The organism is Geminisphaera colitermitum TAV2 (genome assembly GCF_000171235.2).
GTDB classification, from domain to species: Bacteria; Verrucomicrobiota; Verrucomicrobiia; order Opitutales; family Opitutaceae; genus Geminisphaera; species Geminisphaera colitermitum.
The window spans coordinates 1-25,278 of sequence record NZ_ABEA03000060.1 but is presented as its reverse complement, the minus strand read 5'-3'; the positions used below and the strand labels follow the sequence as shown (position 1 = coordinate 25,278).

At 62.7% G+C, this 25,278-nt stretch carries 21 protein-coding genes and 3 pseudogenes; 15 read left to right on the top strand and 9 right to left on the bottom strand.

Features of this window, described 5'->3' with window-relative positions; translation table 11 throughout:
- Positions 1-30 precede the first annotated feature (30 nt).
- Positions 31-1,197 (top strand): substrate-binding domain-containing protein, encoded by a 1,167-nt coding sequence (locus OBACDRAFT_RS06640; protein WP_052361354.1) that lies wholly within the window; start codon positions 31-33, stop codon positions 1,195-1,197.
- 38 nt (positions 1,198-1,235) lie between these two features.
- On the opposite strand, the gene OBACDRAFT_RS06635 is transcribed toward OBACDRAFT_RS06640, so the two are convergent.
- Together OBACDRAFT_RS06635 and OBACDRAFT_RS06630 are read right to left on the bottom strand one after the other, a co-directional pair.
- The gene (locus OBACDRAFT_RS06635; RefSeq protein ID WP_043583978.1) at positions 1,236-2,162 is read right to left on the bottom strand and encodes a hypothetical protein; all 927 of its coding nucleotides are present in this window, start codon (positions 2,160-2,162) and stop codon (positions 1,236-1,238) included.
- Positions 2,159-3,061, bottom strand: a complete 903-nt coding sequence (locus tag OBACDRAFT_RS06630) for an SCO family protein (protein WP_232766753.1) — start codon at positions 3,059-3,061, stop codon at positions 2,159-2,161. Before OBACDRAFT_RS06630 ends, OBACDRAFT_RS06635 begins: the two co-directional genes overlap by 4 nt.
- A gap of 155 nt (positions 3,062-3,216) precedes the next feature.
- Between OBACDRAFT_RS06630 and OBACDRAFT_RS30600 the strand changes: the two genes are divergently transcribed.
- The 6 genes from OBACDRAFT_RS30600 to OBACDRAFT_RS06600 all read left to right on the top strand — a co-directional run bounded on the left by OBACDRAFT_RS30600 (position 3,217) and on the right by OBACDRAFT_RS06600 (position 8,097).
- On the top strand, positions 3,217-3,837 hold the full coding sequence (locus OBACDRAFT_RS30600; RefSeq protein ID WP_269799059.1) for a COX15/CtaA family protein: 621 nt from the start codon (positions 3,217-3,219) through the stop codon (positions 3,835-3,837).
- On the top strand, positions 3,816-4,250 hold the full coding sequence (locus OBACDRAFT_RS30595) for a COX15/CtaA family protein (RefSeq protein WP_043583975.1): 435 nt from the start codon (positions 3,816-3,818) through the stop codon (positions 4,248-4,250). The genes OBACDRAFT_RS30600 and OBACDRAFT_RS30595 overlap by 22 nt, the downstream gene beginning before the upstream one ends.
- The gene (gene cyoE, locus OBACDRAFT_RS06615) at positions 4,247-5,176 is read left to right on the top strand and encodes a heme o synthase (protein ID WP_043583973.1); all 930 of its coding nucleotides are present in this window, start codon (positions 4,247-4,249) and stop codon (positions 5,174-5,176) included. Before OBACDRAFT_RS30595 ends, cyoE begins: the two co-directional genes overlap by 4 nt.
- A 182-nt stretch (positions 5,177-5,358) precedes the next feature.
- A complete protein-coding gene (locus tag OBACDRAFT_RS06610; protein ID WP_043583971.1) occupies positions 5,359-5,796 on the top strand; it encodes a DUF420 domain-containing protein in 438 nt (145 codons plus the stop codon).
- Positions 5,797-5,902: 106 nt separating this feature from the next.
- On the top strand, positions 5,903-6,496 hold the full coding sequence (locus tag OBACDRAFT_RS06605; RefSeq protein ID WP_043583969.1) for an NfeD family protein: 594 nt from the start codon (positions 5,903-5,905) through the stop codon (positions 6,494-6,496).
- Positions 6,497-6,573: 77 nt separating this feature from the next.
- On the top strand, positions 6,574-8,097 hold the full coding sequence (locus OBACDRAFT_RS06600; protein WP_043583967.1) for a flotillin family protein: 1,524 nt from the start codon (positions 6,574-6,576) through the stop codon (positions 8,095-8,097).
- Between the two features lie 172 nt (positions 8,098-8,269).
- Here OBACDRAFT_RS06600 and rarD read toward each other — a convergent pair whose 3' ends face one another.
- The gene (rarD, locus tag OBACDRAFT_RS06595; protein ID WP_232766752.1) at positions 8,270-9,208 is read right to left on the bottom strand and encodes an EamA family transporter RarD; all 939 of its coding nucleotides are present in this window, start codon (positions 9,206-9,208) and stop codon (positions 8,270-8,272) included.
- A 157-nt stretch (positions 9,209-9,365) separates the two neighbouring features.
- Here rarD and OBACDRAFT_RS06590 point away from each other — a divergent pair, with 157 nt between their 5' ends.
- Together OBACDRAFT_RS06590 and OBACDRAFT_RS31200 are read left to right on the top strand one after the other, a co-directional pair.
- Positions 9,366-11,306, top strand: a complete 1,941-nt coding sequence (locus tag OBACDRAFT_RS06590) for a sialate O-acetylesterase (protein WP_081721856.1) — start codon at positions 9,366-9,368, stop codon at positions 11,304-11,306.
- A 148-nt stretch (positions 11,307-11,454) separates the two neighbouring features.
- Positions 11,455-11,652: pseudogene (locus OBACDRAFT_RS31200) on the top strand (PEP-CTERM sorting domain-containing protein); the annotation flags it as partial.
- A 5-nt stretch (positions 11,653-11,657) separates the two neighbouring features.
- On the opposite strand, the gene OBACDRAFT_RS06585 reads toward OBACDRAFT_RS31200, so the two are convergent.
- Together OBACDRAFT_RS06585 and OBACDRAFT_RS31050 are read right to left on the bottom strand one after the other, a co-directional pair.
- The gene (locus OBACDRAFT_RS06585; protein WP_232766750.1) at positions 11,658-12,485 is read right to left on the bottom strand and encodes an enolase C-terminal domain-like protein; all 828 of its coding nucleotides are present in this window, start codon (positions 12,483-12,485) and stop codon (positions 11,658-11,660) included.
- 142 nt (positions 12,486-12,627) lie between these two features.
- A pseudogene (locus OBACDRAFT_RS31050) lies at positions 12,628-12,765 on the bottom strand (o-succinylbenzoate synthase); the annotation flags it as partial.
- A 303-nt stretch (positions 12,766-13,068) separates the two neighbouring features.
- On the opposite strand from OBACDRAFT_RS31050, the gene OBACDRAFT_RS06580 reads away from it, so the two are divergent.
- Positions 13,069-13,752 (top strand): metal-dependent hydrolase, encoded by a 684-nt coding sequence (locus OBACDRAFT_RS06580; RefSeq protein WP_043583965.1) that lies wholly within the window; start codon positions 13,069-13,071, stop codon positions 13,750-13,752.
- Positions 13,753-13,868: 116 nt separating this feature from the next.
- Here OBACDRAFT_RS06580 and OBACDRAFT_RS06575 read toward each other — a convergent pair whose 3' ends face one another.
- The gene (locus OBACDRAFT_RS06575; RefSeq protein ID WP_043584077.1) at positions 13,869-15,857 is read right to left on the bottom strand and encodes a phospho-sugar mutase; all 1,989 of its coding nucleotides are present in this window, start codon (positions 15,855-15,857) and stop codon (positions 13,869-13,871) included.
- A 125-nt stretch (positions 15,858-15,982) separates the two neighbouring features.
- Between OBACDRAFT_RS06575 and ppnP the strand changes: the two genes are divergently transcribed.
- From ppnP to OBACDRAFT_RS06555, 4 genes are all read left to right on the top strand, one after another.
- The gene (ppnP, locus tag OBACDRAFT_RS06570; RefSeq protein ID WP_043583963.1) at positions 15,983-16,312 is read left to right on the top strand and encodes a pyrimidine/purine nucleoside phosphorylase; all 330 of its coding nucleotides are present in this window, start codon (positions 15,983-15,985) and stop codon (positions 16,310-16,312) included.
- 20 nt (positions 16,313-16,332) lie between these two features.
- Positions 16,333-16,893, top strand: coding sequence for an FKBP-type peptidyl-prolyl cis-trans isomerase (locus OBACDRAFT_RS06565; RefSeq protein WP_043583961.1), 561 nt, complete (start codon positions 16,333-16,335; stop codon positions 16,891-16,893).
- Positions 16,894-17,168: 275 nt separating this feature from the next.
- A complete protein-coding gene (gene ribB, locus OBACDRAFT_RS06560) occupies positions 17,169-18,269 on the top strand; it encodes a 3,4-dihydroxy-2-butanone-4-phosphate synthase (protein WP_043583960.1) in 1,101 nt (366 codons plus the stop codon).
- A 168-nt stretch (positions 18,270-18,437) separates the two neighbouring features.
- The gene (locus tag OBACDRAFT_RS06555; RefSeq protein WP_157836936.1) at positions 18,438-20,078 is read left to right on the top strand and encodes a fused MFS/spermidine synthase; all 1,641 of its coding nucleotides are present in this window, start codon (positions 18,438-18,440) and stop codon (positions 20,076-20,078) included.
- Between the two features lie 184 nt (positions 20,079-20,262).
- On the opposite strand, the gene OBACDRAFT_RS06550 is transcribed toward OBACDRAFT_RS06555, so the two are convergent.
- Positions 20,263-21,129, bottom strand: coding sequence for a helix-turn-helix transcriptional regulator (locus tag OBACDRAFT_RS06550; RefSeq protein ID WP_043583958.1), 867 nt, complete (start codon positions 21,127-21,129; stop codon positions 20,263-20,265).
- 83 nt (positions 21,130-21,212) lie between these two features.
- Here OBACDRAFT_RS06550 and OBACDRAFT_RS06545 point away from each other — a divergent pair, with 83 nt between their 5' ends.
- On the top strand, positions 21,213-22,697 hold the full coding sequence (locus OBACDRAFT_RS06545) for a GH39 family glycosyl hydrolase (RefSeq protein WP_052361348.1): 1,485 nt from the start codon (positions 21,213-21,215) through the stop codon (positions 22,695-22,697).
- Positions 22,698-22,818: 121 nt separating this feature from the next.
- Here OBACDRAFT_RS06545 and OBACDRAFT_RS06540 read toward each other — a convergent pair whose 3' ends face one another.
- Both OBACDRAFT_RS06540 and OBACDRAFT_RS06535 read right to left on the bottom strand, forming a co-directional pair.
- Complete coding sequence (locus OBACDRAFT_RS06540; protein WP_043583956.1) at positions 22,819-23,982, bottom strand: ATP-binding protein; 1,164 nt, start codon at positions 23,980-23,982, stop codon at positions 22,819-22,821.
- 138 nt (positions 23,983-24,120) lie between these two features.
- Positions 24,121-25,278, bottom strand: a pseudogene (locus tag OBACDRAFT_RS06535) (BatD family protein); the annotation flags it as partial.

Genomic DNA, 25,278 nt, shown 5'->3' with positions numbered 1-25,278 from the left:
ATGGTTCGGCGTCGGTTTTGATCCGACACCATGCCGACCATCACCCAAAAGCCCAGCACCCGACTCATGCGAGTCCTTGCCCATTTCACCTGGTCGTGCGCAAAACTTGAATACGGCGTCCGTGCCTACGCGCGCGACGCCAACTGGGTGCTCTCCATCAATCGCCACGCCAACGAACTCCCTCCCGTCTCACCCGATGTGGACGGCGTGCTGCTGCTCGTGGGCGAGGATTTCTTGTTCGATGCCCGTTGTTATTTTCCCAACGCGAAAAGCGTGGATCTGCGCGGCATCTACGAACCGCGCATGGTGGATGGCATCACCATGATCGACCACGAAAAAGTCGGATGCGTTGCCGCCGACTACCTCTATGAAATTGGACGCCGCAACGTCCTCGCCTTTGGCGGCAATCCCAACCTCGAGTTTCGTGCGCAGATCGGCAGTTTTATAAAACGCAGCAAGGCGATTGGCAGCAAGGCCGCCGCCATCTACACCAATCAATGGGCGGAAGGCACGGCCACGGACCACGCCAACCTCACGGAAAAAATTCGCAGGACCATTGAGGAACTCGGTCTCCCGCTTGGCGTGTTTTCGCCCGACGACATGATGGCCGACTCCTTTATGCAAATCGCGCTTGGCCTCGGTTACAGTGTGCCCGCGCAAATCGCCGTGCTCGGCATGAACAACGACCGCGGTTTTTGCGAAATGTGTCGCGTGCCCCTGTCGAGTCTCGACGTGAATCTTTCCCGTCTCGGTTATGACGGTGCGCGCCTGCTCGACCGCCTGATGCGCGGACAAATTCAGGAACCTCTGCCCCGCGTGATTGTCCCGCCTCTCACTGTCGAGACCCGTCAGTCCACCGATCACACGCGCTGCGACGACCGCCTTGTTGTAGCGATTCTTGAATACATCCGGGATCACTTCGCCGAACATATGACGGTGGAGGACATGTTGCGCGATCTGCACACCAGTCGCGCCGTCGCCTACGAACGTTTCCAGAAACATATCGGCCACCCCATCGGCGAGGAAATCGAGCGCGTGCGCATGAATTACGCGCGAGGTCTGCTCGTCGGCAGCGATTACAAGATCGACGTCGTTGCCCGCATGAGCGGTTACCAAAATACGGCCTCCTTTGGTCGCGCCTTCAAAACCCGTTTTGGCGAAACCCCCAACGCCGCCCGCCGGCGCGGTCAGGAGTAAAAAACACACAACCGACCGAGTCCCCGTTTTTTTACCGTTTATGGCTCCACCTTGAACCAGAACGGCACGTAGGTCTCGTGGCCGGCCAAGCTGGTTTGTGACCAGATCACATAACGGCCGGGTTGCGGAATCGTGAGGGCAAAGGTGAGGCGTGGATTGACCGGATCGGGCGGACGCAATGGATCGTTTTCCTGCGGGTGCAGGTGGGCGAAACCGCTTCGCGCCTCGTCGAAGGCCACGAGATGCGCATACGCATCCATCACCGGTTCCAGAGGCACGGGACCAGCGCCGCCGTCGCGTGTCACCGAAAACGTCAGTTTTGCCTGCTGGCCTGCGCGGATGGGCGTGGCGGCGGGTTTCAGGGTGAAGGTGTATTCGTTTTTTGTGACAGCAATGGCGGGTCGGGAGACCCGCCCTCCATGAACTTCAAACTCTGCCGAGGCATACAAACCGCGGCCGGTCGCAAGCGGGGTGAAGTCGGCGAATGCGCGGTAGTTGCCAGAGCGATACGGGGTCATGATGAAAGTCCATTCGCCGTCGCGTTCGCCGGGTTCGGGATGAAGGTGCTGGTAGTCCTCCAGCGTCGGGTCCACGACCATGAGGTGGAGCTTGCGCGTGTGCATGAGCACGAGGTCGGCGGGGCCGATGGGTTTGCCGCCGGAGGTGGCGAGTGTGAGGACGAAGCGGGTTTCACGGTCTTGTTGCACGGGGGCGGCGTCGGCGGTGCGCAGCGTGGTGACCACGGGCGAGCGCACTGCGACGACGGGCAGGAATTGCGGATTGGCCGGGTCGCAAAATTCGATGCTCGCACCGCCTGCGCCAGTCATGCCGGGTCCGTCCACGCGAAAATCCTGGTGGCTCAGGTTGGTGCCCGTCGGCAGCCAGCGCGCGGCGAAAAACAATGCCGCCGCGCCTGCCGTGATCCAGGCGGCCTGGCGCCATTCACGCGTGTTGGTCGTGTTCATGCCCCCTTTTTCATCCGCGCCACAAAGTCGTCGGGCGACCAGGTTGTGCCGTCGGTGCGCCACATGATTTTTCCCTGCGGATCGATCAGGAGCGTGGAGAGCGTGTGCTTGATGAGCGGGCCGTCGCGTCCGTCGGCGAGCACGCCGAATTGGTTGAGCAGGTCCTTGATCGCGCGACCGGGACCGGTGAGGAGCGAGAAGTTGCTCGTGTCGATGGCATGCGACGCAGCGTAGTCGCGCAACACGCCGGGGGTGTCGTATTCGGGATCGAGCGAGATCGAGACCAGCGAGAGGTTGTCCACGCCCGCTGCGCGCGCCTTGGTTTGCACCGACTGCATCAGGCGGGTCGATGCCGGGCACATCGTGGCCACAGGGCAGCGGGTGTAGATGAAGTTGATGACCACAAATCGTCCCCGAAACTGCGTCGCCGGCACGGCTTCGCCGTTTTGATTATAGAGGGTGAAGCCGGGCAGGTCTTCACCGATTTCCCGATACACGCCGCGTCCGCGGATTGCGGTGTCCTGACGCAGGGCGTCGGCGGCGGAGGCGATGCGGGCGTCAGCCACGGGGTCGGCGAACCACACTTTTTCGAGGCGAAACGCGGGCGCGTCGCCTTCGGGGGGGATTTCGGGTTCAACCATTTCTGCGCGCAGACGGCGTCCTTCCGTGGCGTTGGCGAGGTCGCCGGGTGACACGGCAAACTCCATCACCATCGCCGGCATGTAGCCGGGAATCTCCTCGTGATCGACGACCAGCGTGCCGCGCTTTGGGTCGATCGAAACGACTTGTCCCGCCAACGGATGGCGTTTCTCGCCGCCGGTTTGCGTCTCCGCCGACGGTGCCGCTGCTGGTTCGTGACGCGAGCAGCCTGTCGCGAGCGCCAGCGCAATGACGGGCAATGCGATCGTTATGCGTAAGAATTTCCGAGTCATCCGTCAGAATCGATTCTCCGGCGTGGAAAAAATGTCAAAGGCCGCATTGCGAAATGCAACTTCCCGCACTCGCTCTGCGGTTGACCGACCAACCTCTGCCACTCTTGCCCGATTTCATGACCATGTCCGATTCATCCGGCGGCACTGTCGTCGCCGGGACGTTCCGCCGCCGGCTTCGACGCACTGCGGACTGGCAGCCGGCGCGGGCGTGGTTTGCCGCGCTGGGCGCGGGCTGGGTGTTTGTTCTCGTGCTGCTCGGCGCGTTCACGACCAGCATTGGCGCGGGCATGATTTTTCCCGACTGGCCGCTCTCCAACGGCTCCATCAACCCCGATGGCTGGCTGACGGATGTGGCGATGTTTGCCGAGCATTCGCATCGGTTGAGCGCGGGGCTCATGGCGGCGCTGACGCTGGTAATCGCGGTTTGGGTGTGGTGCACGGACGCGCGTGCGTGGTTGCGGTGGCTGGCGGTGGCGGCGTTCGCGCTTGTCATGGCGCAGGCACTACTGGGCGGGTTGCGGGTGTTGCTCGATCATTTGCACATCGAGTCGATCGAAACCAGCGTGGGACGGCTTTTCGCCATGGGGCACGCCGTGCTGGCGCAGGTGTTTGTCTGCGCGCTTATCGCCATTGCGCTCTCGCTTTCACGTCCGTGGATGGAGCGGAAGAGGGGCGGGGGGGGGGGGGGGAGGGGATCGCCTGCGCGGGCGCGGTCTGTTGCGTGCTGCTCCTCGTGCAGCTAGGCGTGGCCGCCGTGATGCGCCACAGCTTTGCGGGGCTGGCGATTTCAAGTTTTCCGTATAGCACGCCGGAGGGCGGATGGCTGCCGTCGGCGTGGGATTTTCGTATTGGCATCCACTTTGCCCATCGCGTGCTCGCGGTTGTGCTCACGGTGGCGCTGGTGGCGCTCGCGATTCGTGTGTGGCGCGACCACGCGGCGGGCGCGGGCATGAAGGTGGCGGCGGGCGTCCTGGTGGGGCTCCTCGCCATGCAGGTCACACTTGGCGCGCTCTCGGTGCTCACGTATCGCAGCCCCAACTACACGACGGCTCATGTCATCACGGGCGCGCTGCTGCTGGCGGCGACGTTTGGGGTGACGTGGTGGAGCGGCGGCCAAAAAACCGAAGAATTTTTATCCCGATCCCGATCCCAATGAATACTTCCGCCTCTTCTTCACCGCCTGCGCCTGCTCTGGCTGGCGCCGCTGAAAACGTTATCGTGGTCCGCTCGCGGTTGGGCGATTACCTGGAGTTGACGAAGCCGCGGCTCAGTTTTCTTTCCGTCGTCACCACGGTGATCGCCTACCTGTGCGCGAGGCCGGGGTGGTTTGCGGGGGAGTTTGTATTTTTGGTGCTGGGCACGGCGGCTTGCGCGGGCGGCGTGGCGGCGCTCAACCAGTGGATGGAGAGCGACACCGACGCGCGCATGGAGCGCACCGCGGGGCGTCCCATCCCGTCGGGGCGCGTGCCGGCGGGCAGCGCGTTTGTGCTTGGCTGGGGGTTGTGCGCGGCGGGGCTGGCGATGTTGTTTGCGAAGACCAACGGGCTGGCGGCATTTTTCGCGCTGCTCACGATGGTGACGTATCTGGCGGTTTACACGCCGGCCAAGCGCTGGTCGCGTTGGTCCACCGAGATCGGGGCGGTGTCGGGCGCGTTGCCGCCGCTCATCGGCTGGAGTGCGGCGACGGGCGGCGTGGCGGGCTTGGGTTGGGTGTTGTTTGGCATCCTGTTTTTCTGGCAAATCCCGCATTTCATGGCGGTGGCCTGGACTTACCGGCGCGACTACGGGCGCGTTCACTTCCCCATGCTGCCGGTGCGTGATCCGGGGGGCGCGGGCGTGGCGGGTTGGTCGCTCGTCAATGCGCTGCTCCTCATCGCCACCGCGCTGTTGCCGTGGTGGATGGTCGGCGCGGGCGTGGCGTATGTCGTGGCCACGGCGATACTCGGCGTGTGGTTCGTGTGGCGGGCCGTCGCGTTCCTGCATCCTGCGCGGCGCGATGCGATGGCGCGGCGGTTGTTTTTTGCGTCGATCATCTGGCTGCCCTTGCAACTCGGGTTGCTTGTCGCGGACCGGTTTGTTTGAAAAAAATCTCACGCGGAGACGCGGAGGCGCGGAGGAAAAAACAGATGAGTTTTACAGAAGGGCACAAAGAGAACAAAGAAGACCTGAACGGAGGGGGAAATATTCTTTGGAATAGTTTCTTCTCCTCCGCGCCACCGCGTCTCCGCGTGAGATTTCTCTTACATCGTATGCGTTTTTGACGAATGAATTTTTCCCTCCAGGACGTGCCCGCGCTTAATGCCACGCTCAACGGCATTGCCACCGTGTTGCTCACGGCGGGGTATTGTTTTATCAAGGCGGGGCGGCGGGAGGCGCACCGGCGCTGCATGATGTCGGCGGTCGTGGTGTCGGCGGTGTTTCTCGTCGGCTATGTGACGCACAAGGTCCTAATCCGCGGCGTGCATACGCCGTTTGGCGGCGAGGGAGCGATTCGCGGCGTGTATTACGCGATGCTCATTTCGCACATCCTGCTCGCCATGGCGATTGCGTGGCTGGTGCCGCGGACGTTTTTGTTTGCGATTCGGGGCAACCTGGAACGCCACCGGGCCTGGGCGCGCTGGACGTTTCCCATCTGGTATTACGTGAGTATCACGGGCGTGCTCGTGTATTTTTCCCTCTACGTTTGGTGGCCGATGACGTGATGGGGCGTCTTTGTCGGGGTTGGCGTTGATGGAAACAGTGAAAGTTTTTCCATGCCGGTTAGTATTGATTTGAGAATTGGGAACGATACCCCTCGCAACCATCACCATGACAACCCTCGCTTTTATGGATTTCGCGTTCAACTGGTGGGAAAACCTCAACCTCGCCAAACAGATATTTTACGGCACCGGACTCTTGTCCGGCCTGCTCGCACTCATTCTGGCGGTGCTCTCATTTGTGGGCATTGAAGGGCAGGACGCCTTTGATGCGGTGGACGATTTCGGACACGAAGGGGGCGGCGGCATTTTTTCCGTGAAACCGCTCACCGGATTTTTCCTCGGCTTTGGCTGGGTGGGCGGCATTGCGCTCGACGCGGGATGGTCCATCGGCGCGGCAACCCTGGCGGCGGTCGTGGCGGGCGGCGCGCTCATGTCGCTGCTGGTGGTCATGATCCGTTTTATGATGTCGATGCGCACCGATGGCACCATGCGCATCGGCGACGCCGTGGGTGTGGTCGGCACCGTTTATATCACACTGCCGCCCGGACGCGCGGATGGCGGTCAGGTGATGCTCAACCTCGGCGGACGGCGGGAGACTCTGGCGGCGTTCAGCGCCGGCGATCAACCCATTCCCAGCGGAACCAGAGTCCGGGTCGTCGAGGTGATCGACGCACGCTCCGTGCTCGTCGAACCATTGGTCTAGCCCTCCCCCCCCCCCCCCCCTGTACTGATTTTTCTGATACGCAACTCCTCAACCACAACCCAGCAACTCATCCAAACATGCCATCCGGACTTATTATCTTTTTGGGCCTCGCCCTCGTTTTTGTATTCATCATGGCGATGGCGATCATCTCCCGCTATCGCATGTGCCCGCCCGACCGCATCCTTGTGGTTTACGGCAAACTGGGCAGCGAATCGTCGTCCCGCTGCTACCACGGCGGCGCCACCTTCGTGATGCCGTTTGTGCAGAGCTACGGTTATCTCGACCTCACGCCCATCAGCATCGACATCGAACTGCGCGGCGCGCTCTCCAGCCAGAACATCCGCATTGATGCCCCCGCGTCGTTCACCATCGGCGTATCGACCGAACCCACCGTTACGCAAAACGCCGCCACTCGCCTGCTCGGTCGCACGATGGACGAAGTCAAACAACTCGCTTCCGAAATCATCATGGGCCAGATGCGCGTCGTCTTTGCCTCGATGACGATCGAAGAGATCAACGGCGACCGCGAAAAGCTCATCGCCTCGATCACCAAGGGCGTCGAAGTCGAACTTCACAAGGTCGGCCTCCGCATGATCAACGGCAACATCCGCGACATCAAAGACCAGTCCGGCTACATCGACGCGCTCGGCAAGGAGGCCGCCGCCAAGGCGATCAACGACGCTCAAATCCGCGTGGCGCAGGAAAACCAGCGCGGTGCCACCGGACGCGCCGAAGCCGAGCGCGACCAGGCGATCCGCGTTGCCAGCGCCCAGGCCGAGGCGCGCAAAGGACAAAACACCGCGCAGATGGTCATTGCCCGTTCCGACGCCGACCTCGCCGCCGAGCAGGCCGAGGCCAGCCGCCGCGCCGAAGCCGCGAAAAAAGTCGCCGAGGCCCGCGCGCTTCAAGAGTCCTACAAAGCCGAGCAGGAGGCCGAACTCGCCCGCGCCGACCGCGAAATGGCCGCGCAAAAAGCCGACCAGATCGTGAAAGCCGAGATCGAAAAAGAGCGCGTCCGCATCGATTCCGAGGCCAAGGCCGCGCAAGCCGAGATCATTCAGAAAGGCCAGGCCAACGCCTGGGTCATCCAGAAAGACGCCGAAGCCGAAGGCGTGCGTCGCGTGGCCGAAGGCGAGGCCGCCGGCATCCGCGCCAAGCTCGGCGCCGAGGCCAGCGGTATCCAGGCAAAACTTACAGCCGAAGCCGAGGGCACGCGCGCGATCCTCGACGCCAAGGCGCAGGGCTTTGAAAAACTCCTTCGCGTGGCCGACGACACCGCCGGCGCGACGCAACTCCTTATTGCGGAAAATATCGTCCGCATCGCCGAGGTGCAGGCCGGTGCGATCAAGGGTCTGACCTTTGAAAAAGTCGTCGTCATGGGCGGCGGAGTTGGCGGAGCGGGCGGCGCAGGGGCCGCAACCAATGGTCCCGGCCAGTTCGTCAACGACCTCTATAAAGGCGTGCTGCCGCTCAACGAAATAGCGAAGAGCGTGGGATTAAACCTGCCCGCCTTCCTTGGCACGAGCGCGGCGGCGGCGACGGCCACTCCTGCGCCCGATACGCCCAAAGCGGACGGCAAAACCGCCGCGCCCAAGTCGTGATCGAACAGGGAGCTTTTTAAAAAAGCATTTCATTTGATACCTGGTAGGGAGGCCTCTCCGAGGCCTCCGAAACCACGCTCCATCCACCTATGAGCTTCGTATCCTCCTTCACACTACGCTTGGCGGAGGCCTCGGAGAGGCCTCCCTACCAGGTATCAAATGCCAACATCAGTCAGTAAGCGCGCTGCCGCTGGGCGAGGACGCTGTCGGTGGAGTAAACGATCAACCCTGCCCAGATGAGAATTAAGGCCCACAACTGCTCCGTTTGCAGCGTCTCGTGGTAAACGAACAGACCGATCAGAAACTGGATTGTGGGTCCGATGTATTGCAGGAGCCCGATCGTGGTCAGCCGCAGGCGTTGCGCGCCCCAGCCAAACAACAAAAGCGGCACCGCCGTCACCAGCCCGACGCTGAGCACATACACGTGTTGCACCGCGCTCACGTGGCCGAGCGCGCCCCCGCCGCGCAGCGCCAGCCAGACGAGTGCCGCGGCCGCGATGGGGAACAGCAACAACGTCTCGACCGTGAGACCGGCGAGTGCGCCGAGCGCGGATTTTTTCTTCAGGATGCCGTAGCACGACCATGATCCGGCCAGCCCGAACGCGATCCACGGCACATGCCCGAGCCGGACCAGCAGCAGCCCCACTCCGAGCGACGCCAGCGCGACCGCGCTCCATTGCGCGCGGCGTAGTTTTTCGCGCAATACAGCGGAACCGAGAACCACGTTGCACAGCGGCGTAAGGAAATACCCAAGGCTGGTCTCGATCACGTAGTCATGGTTCACGCCCCACACATAAATCAGCCAGTTGGCGGCGAGCAGCAGACTGCTCAGCGCATTGAGTCCGATCAGGCGCGGACTTGCGAACGCGGCGGAGAGTCCGCGCAGCGACTTCTGCCAGGCCAGCACGGCGAACAGGAAAAACAGCGACCACACCATCCGGTGGCAAATCAGCTCCCAGGCGGAGATTCCTTGCATCTGTTTCCAGAAGATAGGGAACGTCCCCCATAGGACAAAACTGGCCCCGGCCGCGAGCCCGCCCCGGACAGAGGAGGCTGCTGTTGCCGAGACGGCTTGTGGCGGGATGGAGGAGGAGTTGTCGGATGTGCTCACGCGGAAGAAAACGAGGAAACCGCGCATCACACGCCTTGCGCCTGCCCGCGTCAATGGGGCGGCGAAATGAGGAGGATGCTCTCGCTGTTCCGCCACGGTTCATTTTTCGGATTTATCCCGACGCGCTGTCCTGCCAGCGTATGCGTTTTTCCCTTCCATGAAAATCACCTCCGGCCTCGCAGAAGGCCAAGTGTTGCAACGACTCGGCCAACGCGGCGCCAGCGCGCTCCTCTCCGGCGAGACCACGGCCACCGGCCCGGTTTTCGCCACCCTCGCCAGCGCAGGCGAAAAAAAACAAGCTCCCGTTCGCGGCTGGAAAAACATTCGCGCGGGTGCCGCCGCCCGCGGACGGTTTACCGTCACGCTCAAAAACATCCCGGCCGGCGGACCCTACACGCTTACGCTGACCATTGGCGCGGCGTCCGCCAAATCCGCTGCATCCGCCGCATCCGTGCAAACCCGTATCCGCTCCTTTTATGTCGGCGACGTGTGGCTCCTCGCCGGCCAGAGCAACATGGAAGGTTGCGGCTTCATGGACAGCCCGCACTGCGCCCGGCCGCACCCGCTCATTCGCGCCTTCACGATGGCCCGCGAATGGCGTCAGGCCGCCGACCCGTTGCACATTCGCTGGGAATCGCCCGACTCGTGCCACAACGACGGCGCGACTTGGGACCGCACCCGCGCCGAACAACACCGCCGCACCGCCCTCCGCGGCGCTGGCGTGGGACTGCCCTTCGCGCACGAAATGCTCGCCCGTTCCGGCGTGCCGCAAGCCCTCGTGTGCACCGCGCACGGCGGCACCAGCATGGAGCAGTGGAACCCGCTGCACAAAAAACTCGGAGACGGCTCCCTATACGGCTCCATGCTCCTCTCCATGCGCGCCACCGGCCAGCCCTGCGCCGGTGTCCTCTGGTATCAAGGCGAGAGCGACACCGCCGCGCCGCTTGCCGCGATCTACACCGACCGCATGAAAAAACTCGTCGCCGCCACCCGCCGCGACCTGCGCCAGCCCGACCTGCCCTGGATCATCGTGCAACTGGCGCGCGTCCTCGGCATCCGCCCGGAAACAGGCTGGAACTCCGTGCAGGAACAACAGCGCCTCCTGCCGAAAAAAATCCAAAACCTGGATACCGTCGTCGCCATTGACCTCACGCTCGACGATCGCATCCACATCAGCACGGATGCCTTTCCCCGGCTCGCCCGCCGCATGGCGCGCGTGGCCGACCGCCTCGTTTACCGGAATCGCCGCGAACAGCCACCTCCGCGCTGGCGCTCCATTTCGCCGCTCAAGGTCGAAAAAACAACCGGAGCCGGGCGCATCGACATCGCGTTTGACCATGTGCCCGGCGGCCTGCGCGTCGTCGGCAGCGCCGGCAATCCCGACGGCATCGCGCCGGAACCGCATGGATTTGCCCTCATGGATGCCGCCGGGCTGCCATTGCCCTTTATCTACAAGACCACGTTGCACGGCGACACGGCCACGATTCACATCGCCCCCGGCGTTGCCCTTTCCGAAGTGCGTCTGGCCTACGGTCCTGGCAACGCGCCCATCTGCAACATCACCGACGCCCGCGATTGCGCGCTGCCGGTTTTTGGCCCCATCCGTCTCGCGCAGCCCAAAGCCCTGCTCCCCTTCGTCACGCAATGGCGCAAGACGCCTGTCATCATGACCCCTGCCGCGCCGCTCGCCCGGCTGGCGTGCCCCGACGTCACCGCCGCCCCCGTGGTCAGCTACGCCGCCGACGGCTTCATCAACGAACACCTGCAATGGCAGGGAAAATCCGGCCACTGTTACTTTGCCGCGACCCTCGACCTTGCCGAACCAATGAAGCTCGACGTCCTCACCGGATACGACGGACCCTTCCGCCTCTGGATCGACGGCGCGCCATTTTACGACGCGCTCGACGGCATCAATCCCTGTTTCCCCGACGAAGGCAGCAAGACCGTCCGTCTCACCGCCGGCGCGCACACGCTGACCGTGGCAATGGACCTCAACAACGGCGCTGCCTGGGGCTTTTTCCTGCGCTTCTGCCGCCGCGACGTGACCCAGGCCCAGCTCAAAACCGGAGCCTACGCCCGCCCGGTTTACGGCGTGTGATCGACGGTAACTGTTTAGCGAGGGGGGGGAGGGACAGGCGGAAAAGGTTGGATTTGGCGCGGTAGCGCCTGGGAGCGCCGGCATCCTGCCGGCATCGTGCTGATGGCAAAGTGGCGCGGGCGTCCCGCCCTTTGGCTTTGGTCCTGCCGCCGTGCCCGAGCCGAGCACGTATGCGGCGCTCGCCGGACTGGCGATGCTTGGGCTATGTGATCGTGCGCCGGAGGCACTGATATTGCGGAGGGCGGGTCTCCCGACCCGCCAGACGCGGCGCAGCCGCGCCCATCCGGGAAAAACGGAAGGGCGGCGTTGCACGCCGTCGGCGGGTCGGGAGACCCGCCCTCCATAGGTAAGTCACCCCACCGACGCCCACACCGCCCCGGCATCCAGCCGTGTCAGGTCGCGTGGGCGCACAAACGGCACCTCGCCCAGCCCGTCGCACGCCCGCGCCGCGTCGGTGAACAACGGCCACACGCCAAAACCCAAGGCCCGCGGAACATCCTTCCCCCCCCCCCCCCCCTCTGACCACGCGAAAGCCAGTTCGAGTGCGGCGCGTGCGCCCACCGCCGTTTCCAGCGCCGACGAAAACACCACGTCTCCACGCGCCACGCCCGCCGCCGCCAGCCGCTTTAACGCACCGTGCGCGTCGCCCAGTAGTGACGTTTTCACTACCCAGAGTCCCGGCCAGCCCAGGCCCAGCCAGCGTTCCACGTCCGCCGCGCCCGTCAGTGACTCGTCGAGCGCCAGCCGCGTCGGATAATCTCCCGCCAGCCCGAGCAGCAAATCTTCCGCCTGCCTGCGTTCGCGTTCGCTGGCCCCCGCCGTCCCTGTATCGCCGTGCGCGGACACCGGTTGCTCGACAAACTCCACCGGATAATTCGCCACGCGGTCCAGCCACCGCCCGGCGGTGCGCCGGTCCCAGGCGCCGTTGGCGTCGAGCCGCAGACGCGAGCCCGATGGCAGCGCTGCGATCACGTCGTCGAGCAATGCGAGTTCGTCCGCCGCGTCACCGGCGCCGACCTTCCACTTGAACGTCCGAAAACCCAGTTCCGCCTTGGGGCCGATGCATTCCAGCGCGGCGCGTCCCGCCGGCAACAGCGCCGCCACAGGAAGGGCGCGTTGCAACGACATCCCCTCCCCCCCCCCCCCCCCCCGCCGGACGCCGCGCCATCGCCAACGCACAACGCACGCAACCCAACCGCGCCGGCACCGCGTCGAGCAACTCGTCCGTTGTGCGTGCCCGCTCGTCGCCCCCGCCCAAGTCGCGCAGGCACGCCTCCGCCTCATCGACCGACTCCGTGCCAAACCACGGAATCGGCGCCGCCTCGCCGAAACCCGTTTGCCCCGTCTCATTGGTCAGGCGCACCAGCAAACCCTCGCGTTCCCGCCACACGCCATGCGCGGTGCGCACTGGCGTCCGAAAGGCCAGCCGATACCGGCGATACTCGACTTGAAACAACATGCGCCTCCCAAACACGTCCCGTCCGCCTCCGACATCAATCGCAAATCAGCGAAGAATTATTCCCCCCCCCCCGGCCTGCCTTCGCTTTCCGTCTCTCGACTTTTAGAGCATTGTCGGTTCAATTTGCCGCAAGATTTAAGAGATCACGCAGAGCCGCAGAGAAAACCCATGTTACTAAGTATAAATAAATTAAAAATATTACATTTCCCTTCCTCTGCGTTCTCCGCGCCTCCGCGTGAGACAAAATAAACCGAAAATGCTCTAGACTTTCGACATTCGGCCTCCCTTCCCAAACTTCACCCCATGCGCATCACCTATTACGGACACTCCTGTTTTCTGGTCGAAACCGCCGCCGCCCGCCTCGTGATCGACCCCTTCCTCACCGGCAATCCCAACGCCCCGCTCACCGCCGCCGATGTGAAGTGTGACTACATCCTCGTCTCGCACGGACACGAGGACCATTCGTGCGACGCCCTTGCCATCGCGCAGGCCAACAACGCCACGATTATCGCCAACTACGAAATCGCCGAGTATTTTGCCGCCAGCGGCGCGCCCAAAAACCACGGCATGAATCCCGGCGGCGCGCACCGGTTTCCCTTTGGCCGCGTCAAGCTCACCCTCGCGCACCACACCTCCAGCCTCAACGCCGGCCTCAATCCGATCTACATGGGCGTGCCTTGCGGCCTCATCGTCGAGGCCGATGGCAAACGGCTCTATCACGCCGGCGACACGGCGCTTTTTCTGGACATGCAACTCATCGGACGCGGCGGGCTTGATGTCGCGCTGCTGCCCATCGGCGACAATTTCACGATGGGGCCGGAGGATGCGCTCGACGCCCTCGATTTTCTCAAACCGCGCCACGCCGTGCCCATGCACTACAACACCTGGCCTCCCATCGCGCAGGACGCGCAAGCCTTCGCCGCCGCCGCGCAAAAACGCGGCCACCTCGTCCATCCGCTTTCCGGCGGACAGGTGCTGGAAGTGTAGCGCCGGCAAAGCCGGAAATCCCAAATCCCAAAAGGCCAAATCCCAAAAAACAGAGCGTCCCAAGACGCGGATTCCCTTTGGGATTTTGGGATTTGGGATTTCCGGCTTTGCCGGCATTATTCCGCCCGCTGTTTCGCGTCGGCTTCGATAAGGGCTTTCACGCGATCGAGTTCGGCTTTCACCTGCGCTTTTACTCCCTCCAGCGCGGCGGCGTCGGAAACCTTGGCACTGGCGAAAACGTAAAACTTCATCTTCGGCTCCGTGCCGCTGCCGCGCGCAGCGAAGCTGTATCCGTTGGCCAATGACACAATGTAAAGATCCTGTTGCGGGATGAGTTCACCGTCGGCGTCCTTGATTTGCTCGCGTCCGAAGTCTTGAAATTGCGTCACGGCCACGTCGCCAAACGCCTTGGGCGGCGAGGAACGGTAGGTGTCGAGGATGCGCTTGATCTTCGCCGCGCCGCTCGCGCCTTCGTAATAAATGTTGATCACGCCTTCGAGGAAGAAGCCGTATTTGAGATAAAGGCGGTCGAGGTATTCGGGAACGGTGAGACCTTGCAGTTTGAGCGCGGCGGCGAGTTCGGCGACCATGAGGGCGGCGGAGTTGGCGTCCTTGTCGCGGACGGAGTCGTTGGCGAGGTATCCATAACTCTCCTCGCAACCGAAGGCGTAGAACGTGGCGTGCTCCTGCAACAGCCGCGCGCGCTCGGTGAAGGGCGTGGCGTCGTAATCGAAAGGGCCGGGGGGGGGGGGGGGGGCGGAGTTTGCGAGCGCGGCTTTGAGTTGTTCTTCGTAGCGGCGAATCTTGGCGGCGATCCACTTGAAGCCGGTGAGCGTGTTGATGACTTTTACCCCGTGCCTGCGCCCGATGGTGTCCTGCATGGAGGTGGTGACAAACGTCTTGATAACGGCCACGCGGTCGGAACCGTTTTGCGGAATCCAACCCAGCTCTTTGTATTTGGTTAGGCGATACTCGGTGAGCAAGGCACCAACCTGGTTGCCGGTGAGCAAGTGCATGCGTCCGTCCTTGCCGCGCACGGCGCAGCCCACGCGGTCGGCGTCGGGATCGGTGGCGAGAACGAGGTCGAGACCGTCTTTTTCGGCGAGGGCAACGGCCATGGCGAGCGCCTCGGCGTTTTCGGGATTGGGCGATTTGACGGTTGGGAAACGTCCGTCGGGCGCGAGTTGTTCGGGCACGGGACGCACGTCGCAACCGGCCGCCTTGAGCAGCGGGAGCGAGGCCACGGCGCCGGTGCCGTGGATGTTGGTGAAGACGACGCGCAGGGGTTTGCCGGCGGCGTCAGCTTTTTTGAATACATCACGGTCAATCACGGCTTGCGCGGCCACGGCGAGGTAGGCGTCATCGGCATCGCGTCCGAGGACGGTGACTTGGGAAATGTTTTTGTTGAGATAGGAACCGAGTTCGGAGAGCGCCACGGCGTTGACCTCGGCCACGATGCCCTCGTCGTGCGGTGGGACGACTTGCGCGCCGTCCTCGAAGTAGGCCTTGAATCCGTTGTCGTGGGGCGGGTTGTGGCTGGCCGTGATGACAACGCCGGCGTGGGCGGCGAATTTGCGCACGGAAAAACTGAGCTGGGGCGTGGAGCGGGGGCCGTCGAAGATGAGCGCCTCGCCGCCGAGTTGCGTCCAGATGGAGGCGGAGAGTTCGCAGAAGTGGCGCGAGAAGTGGCGCACGTCATGCGCGATGACGAGCTTGGGGGCGGTGGCGGCGCGACCGGTGGCGGCAAGGTGTTTTTGGGTGTAGCGGAAGAGTCCGATAGTGGCGCGGGTGAGCGTGAAGTCGTTAAGAATGTTGCTGCCGATGGCGGCGTGTTCGGGCGTGCCTTGGGCGTTGAGCGTGCCGGTTTCGGCGGTGGCGGTGACGACGCCGATGGTGCGTCCTCTCATGCCGCCGGTGCCGAAGGCCATGTCTCGATAAAAGCGGTCGTTGAGTTCACCCCACGCTTGTTTGGACACGAGTTCGTCAATGCTGTCGGTCGCCCACTTGGGCAGCGCGACACCGAGCCAGGCGGTGAGGTTGGCGACGGTGGCGGGGAGGAGTTGGCCGGCTTGGCCGGCAGCTTGAATCGTGGCGAGTGTGCTCATGGTGGAAGTTTGGAACTTGGAAAAAACGTCCGCAATGTGAGCGGGCGGACTTTCGTCGTGCAAGTTTGCGGTTGGAGTGTTTTCAGGGGGCGTTACACATTCTCCGACTCTTCATCGCAAAATCCATGTCCTCCATTCCTGCTCAATTCGCCAGCGTCACGGTGCTGACCAAGGCCAACGTTTATTTCGACGGCAACGTCGTCAGCCACACCGTGGTTTTCGCTGACGGCACCAAGAAGACCCTCGGGCTCATTCGCCCCGGTTCCTACCATTTCGGCACCGACGCCGCCGAACGCATGGAGATCGTCGCCGGCGCCTGCCGGGTGACCCTCGACGGCCAGACCGCCACGAAGGATTACGCGGCGGGTTCGTATTTCGATGTGCCCGCGAAGTCGGGTTTCACCATCGAGGTGAAGGGCGCGCTGGCTGAGTATATTTGTTCGTATCTGCCGTAAGGGAGCGTCGCGAAAACGGGATGCGTAGTTTTGTCTATCTCCTGCTTCTCGGCGCGATCCTGTTGCTCATCGGCATCGTGGTGCGCACGGGTGTCGCCGCGCGCAAGCACCCGGGCATTCCGATCAACGCGGCCATGCGCCAGGCCATGGCCGATGAAGCCACGCGCCTGCCCGAACGCGACGCCAAGGTCATCGCCCGCCAGTATCCGCAGGCGCTGACAACCGAAAGCGGTTTGCGTTACGTCGTCCTGCGGCCCGGCGTCGATCCCGCCGGTCCCGTGCCGCAGCGCGGTCAGATCGCGACGGTTCACTACGCGGGGCGTTTCATCGACGGCACGCCTTTCGACTCCTCGGCTGACCACGGCGGACCGTTTAATTTCCCCGTTGGCATGGGCCGTGTCATTGCGGGTTGGGACGAGGCGGTGCTGACCATGAGGCGCGGCGAGAAACGCACGCTCATCATTCCATTCTGGCTCGCCTACGGCGAAAAAGGCATCCGCGGCAAAATCGAACCGCGCGCCACCCTGATCTTCGATGTGGAGTTGGTGGAGTTTGGGGAAAAGCTGAAAACTGAAAGCTGAAGGGAACTCCTAAAACTACGTTTTTGAACAGCAAAGTCGCCAAGGCGCAAAGGAAGAAATCTCTTTGATTGTTTTGTAGTTAACTAAAAATAAATGAGATGCAAAAACTCACAATTCTTTGCTCTGATCTTTGCGGCTTTGCGTCTTCGCTGTTTTTCCAATTTTTAGAATCTCCCTGAAAGCTAAAATACGGACCTTCGTAATGATGCTTCGGGGTTCAGTTTTTTCGGTTTCAGTTTTCCGCGTTTCAGCTTTCTCTTACCGTTTTCCACGCCATGGCCGACACCACGCCTTCTCCTTTCGACTCTGTTGAATCCGCGATTCAGGACATCGCCGCCGGCAAGCTCGTCATCGTAACCGATGACGAGGACCGCGAAAACGAAGGCGATCTTATCATGGCCGCGTCCAAGGCCATGCCGGAGACCGTCAACATGATGATCCGCTACTGCAGCGGCATCGTGTGCGTGCCCACCATCGACCCGCAACTGCGCCGCCTCGGCCTCGGCCCCATGGTGCAGCAAAACCGCGAGGTGCAGCGCACCGATTTTACCGTCACCGTCGATGCGGCGGACGGCATCACGACGGGCATCAGCGCCTACGATCGCACGCGCACCATCCGCCTGCTCGCCGACCCCGAAACGCGTCCCGACCAACTCGTGCAGCCGGGCCATGTGTTCCCGCTTCGCGCGCGGCCGGGTGGTGTATTGGAACGGGCAGGACACACCGAGGCCGCCGTCGATCTGGCCACGCTCGCCGGTCTCCATCCGAGCGGCGTGTTGTGCGAACTGGTCAACGACGACGGCACCGTGCAACGCCTGCCGCAGCTCCTTGAGTTCAAGAAAAAATTTGGGCTCAAAATGATCTCCATCGCGCAGCTCATCGAATTTCGTTCGCAGCGCGACCAGTTGGTGGAGCGTGTATGCACGCGGCCGTTTCCGAGCGAATTTGGCGATTTCACGCTGCATGTTTTCCGCAACCGGCTCGACGGACGTCACCACCTCGCGTTCACGCTTGGCGCGCTTGGCGCGGAGCCTGTGCTGGTGCGGGTGCAGGCGGAGAACATTTTGGGCGACGTGTTTCGTCTGCGCGGCTCCGACAGCCGGCATTCGCTTGAGGCGTCGCTTGAGGCGATCGCGCGGGCGGGTCGCGGCGTGGTGCTTTACATGGAGCATTTGCAGGCCGGGGCGGAGATTATCCGGCGGCTTGAGGGCAAGCCCGACGCGGCGGCAATGGATTTTCGCGCCTACGGTATCGGCGCGCAGATTTTGGTGGCGCTGGGTTTGAAGCGCATCCGCCTCCTCTCGAACAACCCCCGCCGCGTCGTCGGCCTCGACGGTCACGGTTTGGAGATCGTGGAGCAAGTAGCACTACAGTGAACAGTGAAACAGTGAACAATGAACAGTGAAGCAGTGGGCAGCCCCCCCCCCTGCTCCATTCATTCACTGCTCACTGCTCACTGCTTCACTGCTCACTGCTCACTGTTCACTGCCCACTGTCCATTGTTCGGCGTGACAGGAGGCGGCGCGGTGTGATTGGGTGCGGTGATGTCCGCGCGCACCAAAAAACTCCGCCCTTCCGCTTCGTCCGCCACCGACTCACCTGCCCCCGGAGCATCCGCCGTGGGCGGCGCGCTGCGCATTTACTTGCTCGCCACGGCGTGCATCAGCGGCGCGGCGGTCATGATCGTGGAGATCCTAGGCGCCAAGATGCTCGCGCCCTATATCGGCACGTCGCACTTCGTGTGGACTGCGCAGATCGGCGTGACGCTGGTGGCGCTCGCCGCCGGTTATGCGCTGGGCGGCTGGCTGGCGGATCGCAGCCCGCGTCCCGCCGTGCGCATGTACGGGGCGATCTTGCTGGCATCGCTGCTGCTTGTGCTGACGGTGCTCGCCTGCGAACCGGTGGCGCTCGCCAGCCTGCGACTCAACCTGGCCGCGGGGTCGCTGCTGGCGTCGGCGTTTTTGTTTTTCCCGCCGCTGGTGCTGCTTGGCATCGTGCCTCCGTTTTTGGTGCGGCAGTTGACGGCGTCGCTCGACAACGTGGGCGGCAGCGTGGGGCGGTTGTCGGCCATCAGCACGCTCGGCAGCGTGGCGGGGACGGTGGCGGTGGGGTATTTGTTGGTGCCGTTTTTCGCCAATTCGACGATCATGTTTGGCACGGCGGGCGTGCTGGCGCTGGTGGCTCTGGGATATTTCGCGGCCTGCCGGTGGAAAGGGGGCGCGGTGGCCTGTATCCTTGTTCTGGCTACGGCGGTGGGCGGGATGTGGCTGGCTGCGCGCACCGCGCCGCACCGGCTGGAGCGGTTCGCGTTTTTGCATCGGGGCAACTCCAACTTTGGCATGGTGGAGGTGGTGGATGATGCCTCCACCGGCATCCGTTATTATCTCAACGATCTGTTGATTCAGAACAGCTATCTGCCAGCGACGAAGCAGAGCGAGTCGCTCTTCACCTACATGCTGCACGGGTTGGCGCGCGCGTATGCGCCGGGCGAGATTCGCGACGTGCTGTGCATCGGCATGGGCGTGGGCATCGTGCCGATGCAGTTTGCGAGGGAAGGCGCGTCGGTGGATGTGGTGGAGATCAACCCGGCGGTGCTGCCGCTGGCAGAGCGTTTTTTCGACTTCGATCCTTCGCTGGTGCGCGTGCACATCGGCGACGGACGCCAGTTTACGGCGGCGGGATCGGGATTGGGATCGGGAACAAAACTCTACGACACGATCATCCTGGACGCGTTTTTGGGGGAGTCGCCGCCGTCGCATCTGATGACGCGCGAGGCGCTGGACGCCATGCGTGCGAGGCTCCGGCCTGGAGGCACGCTGGTGATCAACACATTTGGCTCGTTCCAGCCGGGGCGCGATTTTTTCCTGCGCGCGCTCGACCGCACGCTGGCCGACGTGTTTGCGACGGTGCGCATTCACGCCCAGCCGCGCGCGACGGGGACGGAAAACGTATTTTTTGTCGCGACGCAGAGGCCGGATGCGCGCCCGCTGCGCACGCCGGATTTTTCCAACGCGCCGGAGCGGGTGCGGGAGCGCGCGCGGATGTTTTTTGCGAACGCGAGCGTCCTGACGGACAAGCAGCGTGGCATGCTTCTGACGGACGACTATAATCCGGTGGATTTTTATGATGCGCGCAACCGTGCCGAATTCCGCCGTCTGCTCGCTCTGTCGGTTGTGACAAGATAACTTGTTTTTTTAGACACTGTAGAGCGTCGTTGCGGTCTGGCTGATCGGGCACTGGTTCTCCAATGAGGAGCAGACCCTCTCTTTCACCGTGTTGCGCGGACGCCTGCTCGGTGGGGGCTTGGTGCTGGCAGCGATCTCGCTCGCGGTGTTCCGTTGAGCACCGAGTAACGCTTCCGGATCAAAATCATACCATGTCATCGGCGGCTTTCCGCGACCGCCATTCGAGCGGTGAACAACCCTGCGTCTGCCGGAACCAGTGACTGAAATGCGAGGCGGAGCAAAATCCGTGCGTGTGGGCGATTTCCTTACATGTCGCGTTTCCCGTGGCCAAGGCGCGTTTCGCCGAAGCCGACAGTCGGTTGGCGTCCCACTCTTTTAACGTAAATCCCGTCTGAGCCCGAAAAAGCCGCCTCAAGTGGGGCAGACTGATCCCGGCAAACGCCGACGCCTCCTCTTCCTTCAGCGGCGAGCGAAGATCTCTTTTTGACAGATAATTCAACGCCTGAACCACCGCAGGATGATGATCGGCATCCGCCAGCGGCACGCCGCCCTGTTTTTTGGCCGCCTCCAGCAGCTTTTCGAAGCAGGCCGCCAAAATCGCCCGCAACCGAAGCAGGGTTCGCAGCGGGATGTCCATTTCCGAAAGGAACGCCTTGCATCCCGTATCCAGTTTCATACTACTACGCAAAACCGTCCCCAACGCATTGATTTCCTCCCGGATGCCAGCGGCCCTGCGGCCGGGCAGGATAAACGGCTCCCTTGGGCAAAACAGCATTCGTCCGTCCTGGCCAAGTGCGTTGATTCGCAGCGAACTCACCTCCGCATCCTTCGAGAAAATCTCGTTTCGACGCAACGGTGGCGGCACGATCAGATGCCCGGCCTCCACCCGGCGTCGTCCGTTCTCCCACAACAGCTCCACCCATCCCTTGCGCAAATGCCAGCACGAGAGCTCCCGACTCGAACGCCATGCATCCGTCTCCCGATAATACCGGGAAACCGGTCCCTCCCAATACCACAACAGCTCCAAAATCAGGTCCGTCTGCTGGCTCATGATCGTTTTATGACAGCGATTGTCCCGTTTATACAAGCCGGGGAAATTGGCTCCGGCGCCGTTGCGCCCAATCCTGTCCCGGCATGAAGCCCAATACCGATCTCATTCCTCAACTCGTTTCGCGCGGCTGGACACCCATTGCCCGCATTCGTCCCCGTACCGCCCGCGAAATCGGCGATTCGCCCTGGAGCATCGGTCTCGAAACGATCGACCGGGCCTATGTCGATTTTGCCCCACTGGCCCCGTATGTCGGCGAGTTGGGCGCGACGCAGGCCCGCATCCAGGCCGGCTGGGCGCGCTGCGAACCAAAACCGGGAGCCGGTTACGACTGGGCCTGGCTTGATGAAATCGTGGACGGCTGTCTTTCCTGTGGCGTGCGCCCCTGGCTCCAGACAGCCTATGGAAATCCCGCCTATCCGGGTGGCGGAGGCATCGGGCTGGCCGAAGGGTTGCCCACTTCAGAAGAAGCCCTGCTGGCATGGGATCGATGGATCGGCGCCATGACCGACCGCTATCATGGGAAAGTGGATACATGGGAAATCTGGAACGAACCCGATATCGCAAAAATCCCGCCGGAGGACTACGCCGCCTTTTATTTGCGCACGGCCAGAGTCATTCGCAACGCGGACCCGAAGGCGCGTCTTGTCGCCCTTGCGCTCGCTCTTCACGACGAGCGCAACTACGCGGGGAAGTTTCTTCAGTTTATTTCGGAGCGGGGAGGACTGCCCTTGATCGACGAAATCAGTTTCCATTTCTACCCGCACAATCCCGACGACACCTTTGCAACCGTTCGTTCGTTACAACGCCTTTGCGCCCGCTATGATTCGCGCATCACGCTTCGCCAGGGCGAAACCGGCAGCCCGTCCGAGTGCTCGCGTTTTCTCGCCTTGGGGCGCTTCGACTGGACCGAACGCAAGCAGGCTGCCTGGAACATCCGCCGCCTGCTCGCGCATCACGCCCGCGCCATCCCGATGAATCTCTTCCAGATCGCCGACATGCATTACGAAAAAAAGCATGGTTCTCTCCACGCCGGACGGAATCCCAAGGGCCAGCTCTGTATCGCTCCCGACAAAACGGTGGCCTACAAAAAACCGGCCTGGTTCGCCGCGCAGCATGTGTTTTCGGTCTTCGACAACACCTTCGCCCCCGCTCCCGCCACAGCTCTTGACATGCGTCGCTGCGAGACGACCGCAGCCTGGGTTTGGACGCGGCACGGCACTGCGAAATCTTCCTTTGTCGCTTGGTGGCAGGCCGACGCTCCGCCCTCCATGACCACCCCGGATCTTCAAGTTGGCGGACTCGAACCGCTTCCCTTGCGTGATCCTGTCCTTGTCGATTTCATGAGCGGCGTAGTTTTTGCCCCCGCGCCCGGCATCGCTGCTGGCGATGTCACCGCGTGGGACTCGCTTCCGCTGGCCGAGACGCCCCTTGCCCTCGCCGAAAAAGACGAGCTTCCCTTAATGAATTCTGATTCCAGCGAGTGGCTTGCGCGGCGCTTTCGGGCCAGCGGTCTTGCTGGGCAAGGGCAAGGGAGAGGTTGTAACGCGCAGTCCAGTCAGTCGGGGTAGTGGCGAGTTGGGTACGCCAGAGGGCTTCGGCGGTTTTGAAGTCAGCGGTGGCGCAGGCGGCGTGGGCGTCTGCGGCGCGAGCGGGGGAGGGGAAGGCGGCTCTGTATCCGTGAATTGGATTTTACAGACCTTGCAACTGGCCGGCCAGAGCGGGCAAATTGAGGACTTCCGTGTCTGCGCCCAAAGGGAAACGTTCGTTCCCCGGATACACGACGAAACGTTTGGCTGGCTTCAGGTCGTCGCAAGCGGCGTAAAATCCCGGCTCCACCTTGGGCGCGGAACTGCGTTTGATTTCAATCGCGCACAAGGCGCCGTCCGGCAAGGTCAGGATGAGGTCAATTTCGTGTCCGCTGGACGTTCTGTAAAAATTCGCCTCGGTGCCGCGTGGTGCTGCGTTGATCAACGTTTCGATCACAAAGGCTTCCCAACTGGCTCCGGCCACCGGATGTCCGAGCAATTGCTCCTTGTCGCCGATCCGCAAAAGCGCGAGGGCAATGCCGCTGTCTCGGATCAGAACTTTTGGGGATTTGACCAGACGTTTGCCGGCATTGTGGTGCCAGGCCGGAAGGCGTCGCACCAGCAGGAGGTCAACCAGAAGATCAAGATAACGGGCCACGGTTTTCCCATCAACGCCAAGTCCCGCCGCCAGCGCCGCTGCGTTGTGCAATCCGGCTTGATGGTGAGCCAGCATGGTCCAGAAACGCCGCAAGGTTTCGGCGGGTATTCTTGGGCCGAATTGCGGGATGTCGCGTTCGAGATAGGTGCGGATGAAATCTTCGCGCCAGTCGAGGCTGTCACGGTCGTTGGCGGCAAGGAAGCTCGGCGGGAAGCCGCCCCGAACCCAAAGCCGGTCTGTCTCATCGGGGCCGGTCTCCAGTGCGTCGAAGGGCGTCAGTTCGATGTAGGAAATCCGCCCGGCCAGACTTTCTCCAGATTGTTTCAGCAGGTCGATGGATGCGGAACCCAACAGGAGAAATTGTCCCGCGGCCCGGCCTTGGCGGCGACCTTGGTCAATAAGGCCGCGCAGGGTTTGGAATATCTCCGGCGCACGGTGAACTTCGTCGAGGATGACAAGCTTGTCCTGATGACCGGCGAGATAGGTTTTCGCATCCTCAAGTTTCGTGCGGTCGGCGGGGTCTTCGAGGTCGAGATAAATAGACGGGCGGGTGGTGCCGAGTTGCAACGCAAGGGTGGTTTTGCCTGTTTGCCGGGGGCCAAGAAGCGCGACGGATGGGGTGCGCTCAAGGGCTTTTTGAAGAGGGAGAAAGACGTGTCGGTCGATCATGTGTGCAAATCTGGCACGCGATGCCAGATTTGCAATAACTGACGTAACTTGTTGTTTATTAAAACATATTTCTCGTGTAGCAGTCAGGCAAAAGGGATTGCCAACCGGGAAATACTTGCTGCGGGCCGCAGTGCGGGATCATGGAGCGCGCCAGAGGGGGGTGAGGTTTTCGGTGCGGAGCCAGCCGGTCTGGCCGTTGGGGAAGCGGACTCGTTGCCAGCCTAGATAGTCTTTTTCCTGAATGACGAGCGCGCCGGGGAGGATGGGCGTGGTTTTCTGGTTTTCGTCCACTTCCGTGGGCACCGAGTAGAGTGTGGAGGCTCGCCAGACGAGAGCGGCGTGGGTGTCCGTCAAGGGGCCGTAAATGTGGAGGGCAAGAATCGCGGCAGCAGTGGCAAGGAGTCCACTGATGAGGGCAAGCGTGGCAACGATGGAGGACCAGCGTTCGAGGCGGCGGTAGGCGCGGGCCAGCGCAAGCGCGAGGGACAGGGCGATGAGAAAGATGCCGGCGGCGAGTTTGTATTGCCAGAGGGGGGGGGGGGCCAGTTGAGCGAGGTTGCCCAAGGGGCTGTCGCTGATGAAGGGGAGGGTTTCAGCGGGGGTGTAGCCGGCTTTGGAAAGGGCGAGGTGGAGTTGCCAGTTGACGGAGTCGTCACGCGGGTGCTGGACGAAGGCGGCAATGGCTTGCGCGGCGCTTTCCGTCCAGCGGTCTTGCTGGGCAAGGGCAAGGGAGAGGTTGTAACGCGCAGTCCAGTCAGTCGGGGTAGTGGTGAGTTGGATACGCCAGAGGGCTTCGGCGGTTTTGAAGTCGGCGGTGGCATACGCGCCTGCGGCGCGAACATCGAACGCCGAATGTCCAACATCCAACATCGAAGGTTCAGGCAGGCGACGCTGCGCATCGTCGAGTTTGGGGGCGGGACTTGGATGTTGGGCGTTGGATGTTGGATGTTGGATGTTCGCGCCGTTCGTGGCGGCGGCGCGAATGGGTGGCGCAAGGCAAACAATGGCAACAAGCGCGGTCGCCAGGAATGGCGCGAGGTTTTTGGGGAGGAAGGCGCGCCAGGGCGAAAAACGGGGGAGGCGGGTGGTGGCAAGGACACGTTCGGCGGTGTCGATCCAGTCGGGGGGGAGTTGGGCGTCGCGTTGGTAGAGGGCGTGGTCGGTCTCGCGCCAGAGGGCGGACCAGTCGGCGTCGTCAAAGTGTCGGGCGTGCGGCGCGGCGGAGCGGATGTTCCAGAGAATGGCGGCGTCGTGTTGCCAGGCGAGGAGTGCGGCGGCGGTGGCGGGGGGGGGGGG

Coding starts and splice junctions, on each gene's coding strand:
- OBACDRAFT_RS06580 (WP_043583965.1), top strand. CDS start 13,069: ATGCGCATCACCTATTACGGACACTCCTGTTTTCTGGTCGAAACCGCC.
- OBACDRAFT_RS06635 (WP_043583978.1), bottom strand. CDS start 2,162: ATGAACACGACCAACACGCGTGAATGGCGCCAGGCCGCCTGGATCACG.
- OBACDRAFT_RS06540 (WP_043583956.1), bottom strand. CDS start 23,982: ATGATCGACCGACACGTCTTTCTCCCTCTTCAAAAAGCCCTTGAGCGC.
- OBACDRAFT_RS06640 (WP_052361354.1), top strand. CDS start 31: ATGCCGACCATCACCCAAAAGCCCAGCACCCGACTCATGCGAGTCCTT.
- OBACDRAFT_RS06565 (WP_043583961.1), top strand. CDS start 16,333: ATGCGTAGTTTTGTCTATCTCCTGCTTCTCGGCGCGATCCTGTTGCTC.
- OBACDRAFT_RS30600 (WP_269799059.1), top strand. CDS start 3,217: ATGTCCGATTCATCCGGCGGCACTGTCGTCGCCGGGACGTTCCGCCGC.
- OBACDRAFT_RS06600 (WP_043583967.1), top strand. CDS start 6,574: ATGCCATCCGGACTTATTATCTTTTTGGGCCTCGCCCTCGTTTTTGTA.
- OBACDRAFT_RS06550 (WP_043583958.1), bottom strand. CDS start 21,129: ATGAGCCAGCAGACGGACCTGATTTTGGAGCTGTTGTGGTATTGGGAG.
- cyoE (WP_043583973.1), top strand. CDS start 4,247: ATGAATACTTCCGCCTCTTCTTCACCGCCTGCGCCTGCTCTGGCTGGC.
- OBACDRAFT_RS06575 (WP_043584077.1), bottom strand. CDS start 15,857: ATGAGCACACTCGCCACGATTCAAGCTGCCGGCCAAGCCGGCCAACTC.
- OBACDRAFT_RS06555 (WP_157836936.1), top strand. CDS start 18,438: ATGTCCGCGCGCACCAAAAAACTCCGCCCTTCCGCTTCGTCCGCCACC.
- OBACDRAFT_RS06590 (WP_081721856.1), top strand. CDS start 9,366: ATGAAAATCACCTCCGGCCTCGCAGAAGGCCAAGTGTTGCAACGACTC.
- OBACDRAFT_RS06605 (WP_043583969.1), top strand. CDS start 5,903: ATGACAACCCTCGCTTTTATGGATTTCGCGTTCAACTGGTGGGAAAAC.
- ppnP (WP_043583963.1), top strand. CDS start 15,983: ATGTCCTCCATTCCTGCTCAATTCGCCAGCGTCACGGTGCTGACCAAG.
- OBACDRAFT_RS06545 (WP_052361348.1), top strand. CDS start 21,213: ATGAAGCCCAATACCGATCTCATTCCTCAACTCGTTTCGCGCGGCTGG.
- OBACDRAFT_RS06610 (WP_043583971.1), top strand. CDS start 5,359: ATGAATTTTTCCCTCCAGGACGTGCCCGCGCTTAATGCCACGCTCAAC.
- ribB (WP_043583960.1), top strand. CDS start 17,169: ATGGCCGACACCACGCCTTCTCCTTTCGACTCTGTTGAATCCGCGATT.